Source organism: Vibrio sp. 10N (genome assembly GCF_036245475.1).
In the GTDB taxonomy this organism is placed as follows: Bacteria; Pseudomonadota; Gammaproteobacteria; order Enterobacterales; family Vibrionaceae; genus Vibrio.
The window spans coordinates 1743206-1751554 of the sequence record NZ_BTPM01000002.1 but is presented as its reverse complement, the minus strand read 5'-3'; the positions used below and the strand labels follow the sequence as shown (position 1 = coordinate 1751554).

At 45.0% G+C, this 8349-nt stretch carries 5 protein-coding genes; 2 read left to right on the top strand and 3 right to left on the bottom strand.

Annotation, left to right across the window (positions count from 1 at the left end):
* Positions 1–69 precede the first annotated feature (69 nt).
* The 3 genes from AAA946_RS23675 to AAA946_RS23665 form a co-directional block, all read right to left on the bottom strand.
* A complete protein-coding gene (locus tag AAA946_RS23675; protein WP_338167187.1) occupies positions 70–1350 on the bottom strand; it encodes a carbohydrate porin in 1281 nt (426 codons plus the stop codon).
* 466 nt (positions 1351–1816) lie between these two features.
* A complete protein-coding gene (locus tag AAA946_RS23670; RefSeq protein WP_338167186.1) occupies positions 1817–2626 on the bottom strand; it encodes a MalM family protein in 810 nt (269 codons plus the stop codon).
* Positions 2627–2703: 77 nt separating this feature from the next.
* A complete protein-coding gene (locus AAA946_RS23665; protein ID WP_338167185.1) occupies positions 2704–3948 on the bottom strand; it encodes a maltoporin in 1245 nt (414 codons plus the stop codon).
* 438 nt (positions 3949–4386) lie between these two features.
* Between AAA946_RS23665 and glgX the strand changes: the two genes are divergently transcribed.
* On the top strand, positions 4387–6348 hold the full coding sequence (gene glgX, locus AAA946_RS23660; RefSeq protein WP_338167184.1) for a glycogen debranching protein GlgX: 1962 nt from the start codon (positions 4387–4389) through the stop codon (positions 6346–6348).
* Between the two features lie 166 nt (positions 6349–6514).
* Positions 6515–8290 carry a sensor domain-containing diguanylate cyclase gene (locus AAA946_RS23655; protein ID WP_338167183.1) on the top strand — a complete coding sequence of 592 codons (1776 nt, stop codon included), beginning with the start codon at positions 6515–6517 and terminating at the stop codon, positions 8288–8290.
* Positions 8291–8349 lie beyond the last annotated feature (59 nt).

Genomic DNA, 8349 nt, shown 5'->3' with positions numbered 1-8349 from the left:
GCTGATCTCCAGTTTACTTCATCATAGTGGCAGGTCGAGACACGTCTCGACCTGCTTCAGTGTGGCTATTTAGAACCACGCTTCTACTTGTACACCAAGTAGGAATTCTTTCTTCTTCGATTTATCCGACAACTGAGCGCTGTCTGAGCGGTCATCTAGGTAAGTACCGTACACGCGAATTTCAGGACGAGCGAAGAAACCTTCTCCCATTGAAAATGCCTGTGCCACGGTAAACTTGCTGCCTTTCTTGTTGCCAGCATTGCTGTAGTTTTCTTGATACGCACCCGCTTCAAAGATCGTACGAACAGTGTCAGTCCATTGGTACATTGGGCGGATAACCGCTGACACTAGGTCATGGTCTGTCTTGGCACGGTTCGTTGCTGAAATCGCAGCATCTGTCGAACGAGCCGCTAAGAGTTGGTGACCCATTTCCCATTTTTCACTCAGGCTTACCACACCCCAGTTCAATAGACGTACACCTTGTGCATCGTTGTTAGCATCATCACGGCGATCAAAACTACCACCGTTACCTAGGTCGGCCATTTGCGCACCGTATGAGCTGTTACCGTACTGAACAACCGTCTGGTTAAAGCCGCTTGCCATGTTTTGATGAAGAATCGCCGTCACCAATGCGCCATCATCAGCTTTCAGGTTGGTGTTACCGCTCGCCGTGCCAGTACCAAAGTTGTACGCACCGGCGATTTCGAGCGTTGCGTCTTCCCAAAGACCAATGTTCGCTAAGCGTACGTCGGCGATGTAAGACTTAACTTCTTCCTTCTCATTTACCAGTTTCTTGTCGCCTGTCTTAGGGTCGAATTCGTAGTACTGGTTGCCCGTCTCTTGTGAAGAGTTGGTATCATCGATCAAAGCAAAAGAGAGCTTCTGGTTACCTACAGAGATATTTTCGATACCACCACCGGTACCAGACGTGTTTAGGAAGTAGAAGTCTGCGATGTGAACGTCTTTTCGTTGGTAGTAGCGTTTACCGGCCCAAACGGTCGCTTCTTTGTCAAAGCCCAGAAGACCGGTAGCTTGAACATTGAACTGCGCCACACCTACGGTGCCGCCAGAGTTTGGCGCGTTTGTGCCGCTGTTGCCATTATTCAGCATGGCTTCTACACGCCAGTTTTTGTCACCAGTTTGCAGATCTTGACGGAAACCAAACTCTGAGTAGTTGTCGTTTTCGTTACCTAAACGACCTACTTTTTGCTTCTCGTAACTCGCGTCACCAGTACCATTGGTGCTTAGCGCGGTACCCGCACGAAAGTAACCAAAAAACTCAACAGCAAGAGAAGGGGTTGCAACCAATGCACCAGCAACGGCAGCTGCAATAAGCGTATGCTTTTTCATTATTAACTCCGATTTTTATCATTATTTTTCTCAATCGACATTCAAAAGGCAGTGGAATGTAGGATGTTCTGAGAAAGTTGTCGGCACGGAGAATAATGAGGACTAATTTTCAGAGATAGAGGCCATTATTGGCAAAAGTGGTAATAAACCTGAGCAACTACCGCATTCGCCAATAGTCACGCCTTAGGATTTGGGAACTTTTATTTTTTCAAGCCAATGAAATTTGAAGTCATGCATGAAAAGTAGTCATGAGCCGCATTAAATAATGACAAGCATCACAGTTTTTTTCATCCCATGCGCCAAGAGCGCGATTGGCAAATTTTTGAATGCGATCACTATTTGAGGTTAATTGGATGTGAACTTGAGGCCAATGAAGTTTCAGAAAGAAATGTAAACCCTGAAAACATTGAGGGATAAATTATCTCCAATTATTTTCAGGGTTAATAATAACTATTTTGTGAATGCGCTACTTGGCATTAATTGCTTTTACGAAGACTTCTTGAGCGCCTTCTATATTTAGAGCTTTGGCTTCGTCTAAAAGGCTAAGTGCCTTTGGAATGTTGTCTTCTGCAACCGCTTTTTCTATTGCGGATTTGTAGTATTCTTCACTGGTTGCCGCAGCTGGTACATACTCAGCTTCACTAGTCGAGCGAGCTTTTACCGTATCGTTTGCTTCTACAGACAGGGCAATCGAGCCATACAATGAATGTGAAATAATTGGATCAGCGATCTCAGGGGGCTGATTCCCACGCGCTTTGGCATAAAGTTTTGCTGGGTGAATGATAGTAGAACTACCAGCCATATCCTCCTTGGTTGAGTACACTAAGATATGAAGCTGTTCTGAGTCATCGAATGGAATGATAGTTAGGTTGGCAACATATTGATCCGGGTTTAGGAGCTTTGCTTCTTGATATTCAAAGTCTGAGAAACTTTTTTCACCTAATACTCGCCCTTGCTGATCGGTGATCTTCACAGACGGCGCGTACATACTGCTCTCTTTCACCACCAAGCTAGCAACTCGCACATCTAAACTGCCACGATTACCGTCGATAGCAAACGTTGCGACTGGACTTGCGACACCATCAAGCAATAAAATCTGAGAGTTTTTATTTAAATCAGTAGTAACATCCGCCGGCAACGCCAGCTTAGTCCAACTCAGCCTTTCTACTGAGGTAGAGACCTGTTGCGAAGGCTCAACATCACTGGATACCACTTGAGGGGCAGAGCACCCTGCCAGCGAGAAAGCCGCAACTAAAGGCAACCATTTATACTTCATAATTACTCTCCGTTTAAAAACAAGTACAGCCAGACGAGCTGGCTGTACATATCTACGTCTCTAGTTATTAGACCAGATTACCACCAAGCTTCAACTTGTACACCAAATTGCATTTGAGACTTGTCTTGGCCACCGTTGAACTTGTAGCTACCTTCTGTTGCACCATCTTTATCTTGATTCAGGTAAGAAGCGTAAACACGTAGTTCAGGACGAGCCCAGAAGCTTGAACCAGCAGACCATGCTTGTGCTACTGTGAACTTGCTGCTGCTTGTCTTAGTACCGTTGTTGTCATCTTGTGCGTAACCCGCCTCAAGAATCGTACGCATGTTGTCGTTCCACTTATACATAGGACGGACAACAGCAGAGATTGTTGAGTTGTCATCACCATCCATACCTACATCTTTACCTGCTGCATAAACAAGCTGGTGGCCAAACTCAACATTGCTTCCTACTTCAGACACACCCCAGTTGATTACACGGTAACCAGTTGCGCCTTCATTAACTGTGATTGGGTACCAGCCGCCGCCGCCACCAAACCATTGCATGTGACCTGCGTAACCTTCAGTACCGTATTGAAGCACTGTTTTGTTAAAGCCTGCAGATAGACCCAATGTCAATTCTGCTGTACCCATGAAGCCAACTTTCGCATCTTTGATTGCTTGATCCGCTGCATCAGTTTCATTTGGAAGCGCCGCCATACCGATAAGTTCTAGTGACGCATCTTGCCATAGAGGGATACCTGCATAACGAACATCCAAAGAGTTGATGTTCACTTTGCCGTTTTCAGAACCCGCGTCCGCACCATCGTCATGACGAATCCAAGCTAGAGAAAGCTTACCAGGACCTGCTTCAATGTTTTCGATACCAGCACCAGCACCAGCATTATTAACGTAGTAGAAGTCTGTGATATGGATATCTTTACGTTGGTAGTAGCGTTTACCAGCCCAAAGCGTCGCTTCTGGAGCAAAACCTAGAAAGCCTTTTGCTTGTACGTTAAATTGACGAAGTGCAAAGTTAGCATCGCCATCAGAAGTACCTTCCCAGTCATTAGAACCGTCAGAAGTCATTGCGAACATTGAAGTCAAGTACATAGACTTGCCACCTTCGTTGTAGACTTCTTTACCTAGCTGTACCTCTGAGTACAAATCGCTCTCGTTACCAAGACGACCTACTTTGTTTTTCTCAAACGCAGTTTGAGCACCACCGTGATTGCTTACACCGATACCAGCACGCATGTAACCATTAAAATCCACATTAGCCATTGCTTGACCAGCAGCCAATACACCTACCACCGCAGCAGCAATTACACTTACTTTTTTCATTTAGAAAACTCCGTTTAACTTATTGTTATATTCAATTTCTTTGTTTCTAAAACGCTTCAGAGGCAGTACCGAAGTGTCTCAGACTTGAAATATCGGTTAGGGTCCCGAGTTGATTGAACAATTGCAGATTAACGAAGTCGCTTAATAGAGACGTCCTCCACCCTATAGATAGTTAGGGGGGATGAGAAAGGAGTAGAAAAATAACCGTACGGCGTTTTTATAGGAAAGATCACACTTCAAGGGGGGAGTAACATAGATATTGGTAATGTTTTGACGCACACAATATGCTGTGCGTCACTATTTTTAACTTTTAGGTAAAAAAAGTGAAATTAAATTACATTTAAAATTCTGTGATCTTCGCTTGACCTAAAGTTTACAAAGCTATTAACTATTGAAAGTACGATTAATGTCATTCACGAACAAATAGAAAAAACATCTATGACGCAACATCAATCTAGCCCATATCCGCTGGGTGCAACATTGGATGAAGTCGGTTGTAACTTTGCCATCCATGCTCCCGATTGTGAGGCTATTTATCTCGCTCTCTATGATGACAACAACAAACACGAGTTGTTCCCACTTTATGACGATTATGCCGGAATTAAACATATTCACTTAAGCGGTATCAAAGCGGGTCAGCGTTATGGGTTTGTCGTAGAGTCATGCGGTGAACGTCAGTACATCACTGATCCCTACGCGAAAGCGCTAGATAAAGCCTTACATTATGTTCCCCCGTTTTCTACTGAGAAAAGTTTTACACTACCTAATTGTGTTGTGGTGGATGATGCCTTTGATTGGCAGAACGTTAAGTCGCCAAATATTCCTCGAGAAGAAATGGTATTGTTTGAGACGCACGTCAAAGGCGTTTCTAAACTCAACCCTAACGTGCCGATATCGCAGCGCGGTACCTATCTAGGATTAGTCAGTGAAGCGATGCTCGACTTCTATAAAGAGCAAAACATCAACACATTGCAGCTACTGCCAGTCGCCGCCTGTATGCATGAACCTCACCTGCTGCAAATGGATAAAGTCAATTACTGGGGCTATAACCCTTTTGTGTTTATGGCACCGGACCCACGTTACGCGAACCAAGATGCCGTAGAAGAACTCAAAACGACGATTCGCGAGCTTCACCGAGCGGGAATAGAGGTCATTCTCGACGTGGTTTACAACCACACGGCGGAAGGGGGTGACCAAGGCCCCGTGTTTAACTTGAAAGCGTTGGACTCGAAATTCTATCTTCGCCATGGTGAGTACTATGCTAACTACACTGGCTGTGGCAATACCGTCGATCTCAACTATCAACCAGCGCTTAACCTGGTCATGGACACGCTGCGTTATTGGGTGCAAGAATTCAAAGTCGATGGATTCCGTTTTGACTTAGCAGCAACACTAGGGCGAAACGGCGATCACTTTAATCACGATGCCGCATTTTTCCGCGCCGTAGCCCAAGATCCTGTTCTCAAAATGACTAAATTGATTGCCGAGCCATGGGATATTGGTCCTAACGGCTATCAGGTGGGCAACTTCCCATTTGGTTGGAATGAGTGCAATGACCGCTTGCGTGATATCACACGTAGCTTCTGGCGTGGTGATCAAGGCTATTTGAAAGAGATTGCCACCCGCATCATGGGCTCGCGCGATTTATACAGCGCCGCGAACTGGCCCTACAAACTGACCGTGAATTACATTACTTACCATGATGGCTTCACCATGCAAGATCTTGTGTCCTACAAGCATAAGCACAATGAGGCGAATGGTGAGAACAATCGTGATGGTCATGGTGATAACCGCTCGAACAACTATGGTGTTGAAGGTCAAACGGACAATCCTGTTGTGCTTGCGACTCGCGAGAAGCAGAAGCGCAACTTCATGGCAACCTTACTCTTTTCGTTTGGTATCCCGCACATTCTAACGGCCGATGTGTTATCTCACACTCAGCAGGGCAATAACAACGCCTATTGCCAAGACAATGAAATCAGTTGGCTTAACTGGGAAGAGAGCGGTGTGAAACAACATTTCAAGCAGTGGCTATCTGAAATGTTGGCGGCACGAAAGCAGTATATGGTGCCATTTATTCGTGCGTTTAGCGGAGAAAAACGCAACGATAACCGCATATATTGGAGTCGTGTTGATGGTAAGCTGATGAGTATGGAAGATTGGAACCGATTAAGCTGCGTCGCGCTACACATTGGTATTGGGGAAGACGGTGACGAGTTAGTCTATCTTATCAACCAAACCAAGGCACCGGCCAGATTCTCGCTTCCGAATGACCGCAATCAGGTCTGGAAGACAATCTGTGATACTCATATCTCTGATGCCGAAGTTGGACACGCAGAAGGTGAAATCTTGCAAGCACCGATGTCGATGGCCATCCTACACTACTCCGCTCAGGCTTAACTGACATCATCGATATAGCCTGGCGATTATTTACACCAAAAGAGCTCACTTGTTGAGCTCTTTTTTGATTGTCTTGATCTGGATTATTGATAGTAAAATTAATGCTTTAAAAGATATGAACAATCAGTAATAGTAGCGGCGTAGTGTTCAATTTGTTTTATATATTATGTCGTTACCTAAGCTGTTGCTCCGCCTATTCAAACCGCTCACATTCGTGCTCATCGCGGTGCTCATTTATCTTTCATATCAACACTACTTACGCTCTCAGTCGTTAGCTAAGTCCCAATCTCAAGACAATGTGAAAGTCGCAACCGCGCTAATTTGGTCGCAAATAGAGGCAACCTTTGCCAAGGTTGACTTATTGCAGCAACAAATAGGTACGCCCGAATTTTCGCCCCTTGCCAACCAAATATTGGCCAACAGTTATCTGTATAAAAGCGTGGCACTTTACGACAGACAGTCCGATCAATACGCAAACTTTAACGATGATAGATTAACTGCAACGAGTAAACGTAATATTGCGTGGCATACATTTGATGGCTTTACGCGCCAATATGCGGTCTCAACCTTATATCAAAAGTCGGATGGATTTTGGGTATTTGCTATCAAACAAGTACAGAAGCAAAACCCAATAGAAGTCTGGTTCGAGGTAGACGTTCAACACACTACCCAATACCTGGCCAATCTAAAAACACTCAATAATGGATATGTATTTGTCATTGATAGTATGACGGGCAATTTAGTCTTTCATCCCAATCCCAATCGCATCGGCACAGCCTCCATCAGCTACCAAGGTGGCTTAAAAGAACAGATAGACGCAGGCAGAACACGTGGTAGCTATGACTACTTATACAACGGTGAGTTAAAGAAAAGTATCTTCGATGCGCGAAATCCAATCGGTTGGGTTGTCGTTTCCGGTACCAGCCAAACCGACATTCTATTTACCTCTTACCAAATATCCCTTACGGCTATCGTTGTTTTCGCGTTATTGTTTTTAGTAGTGTCGATCAATTACATCACGTTCCAATTGAATCAAGGCTTGTCTCAATTGACCCAAGCCACAAATATGGCGGCATTTAAACAAGACTTAAAGCAGATCTTTGACCGTTTTACCTACCACAGCGGGGTGCAGTTTTGTCTGTACGACGGAAAAGCAAACCAGTTCAACACCATCGATTATCATGGCAATACCAAAGCAAGTTACCACTTAGAAAAATTGCCTGCTTATTTCAAATCTCGGGGAATTAACTACCTGTACAACAATGAGTACGATCCCCTTGCTCAGCAACTTCAGATCAGCGGCCGACACTACGCCCTACCTCTTTATCAACACGATATACTGATTGGGGTTATCTATGTCAAAAGTGTGTTTTTCGCCTTTGAAGGGCTGATGCGCGCAATCCGCGATTTCTCCGAAGTGGCCTTAGCGAACCTATTGTTAAGTAAACAGGTCGCCATGAATGATCCGCTTACGGGGTTGGAAAATGAACATCATTTACGCCAAGAGTTAGCAAGAACAAGTGACGAGGAATCTCTGTTCTATGCCATCGTCGATGTGTGCGGTTTAGCCTCAACCAATGAGGCTTATGGTGGTGAAATGGGCGACAAAGTGGTGAAACACATTGCCGAAGTCGTAAAGCGAAACTTCCCTAAACCTCAGGCTCGCTGCCTGACTCGCACCAATACCGGCCACTTTGGGTTACTGTTTGCCGCCAATGACAGTGTGGATGCACACAAGCAGCTAGACTGGCTAAGACAGTTGGTTGAAAAAAGCCCGCTAACGTTTGAGCAGTGTCACATCGCCAATACGGTCTCTATTGGTGTTACGCCGCTGGGTGATTCGGTTGACGGTACTCTCAGTCGTGGCCTAAAAAACCTTCAACAAGCAAAACTCCAAGGCCGAAACCAGGTCTACCTATACCCAAACGACCTTACAGCGTAACTTAGCAGCCACAAAAAAACCTCGCCAAGAACGCGAGGTTTTTTTCAATACGAAGGTTA